Here is a 271-nt window from a genome sequence, read left to right on the forward strand (position 1 = left end):
CTAATCCGATTATCCATATATTCAACACTCTGATTCGGGATGCTTGCTTTCGATAGCAAGTATATTTCCTGACGTAAGTCTGGTCGAAGCTTTTTGTATATTTGTCCTCTGCCTTCTTTGGTAAAGAGCGAAAGACCTTGACTAAAGCCCATCGTATTCTTTGTTTTTACATTAGCTAGCGGATACAAATAAACATCAGCTACTTTAAATGTCCTGTAACCCAAACTGTAAAATTTACTGTAGGTTGGCGGTGGATTCGCAGGATGTTCGT

At 39.1% G+C, this 271-nt stretch carries 1 pseudogene; it reads right to left on the minus strand.

The window, feature by feature from the left end:
• Positions 1-224 (minus strand): annotated as a pseudogene (locus KVT27_RS24700) (group II intron reverse transcriptase/maturase); the annotation flags it as partial.
• Positions 225-271 lie beyond the last annotated feature (47 nt).

This window comes from Lysinibacillus sp. GbtcB16, from assembly GCF_019091145.1.
Taxonomy (GTDB): Bacteria; Bacillota; Bacilli; order Bacillales_A; family Planococcaceae; genus Lysinibacillus; species Lysinibacillus fusiformis.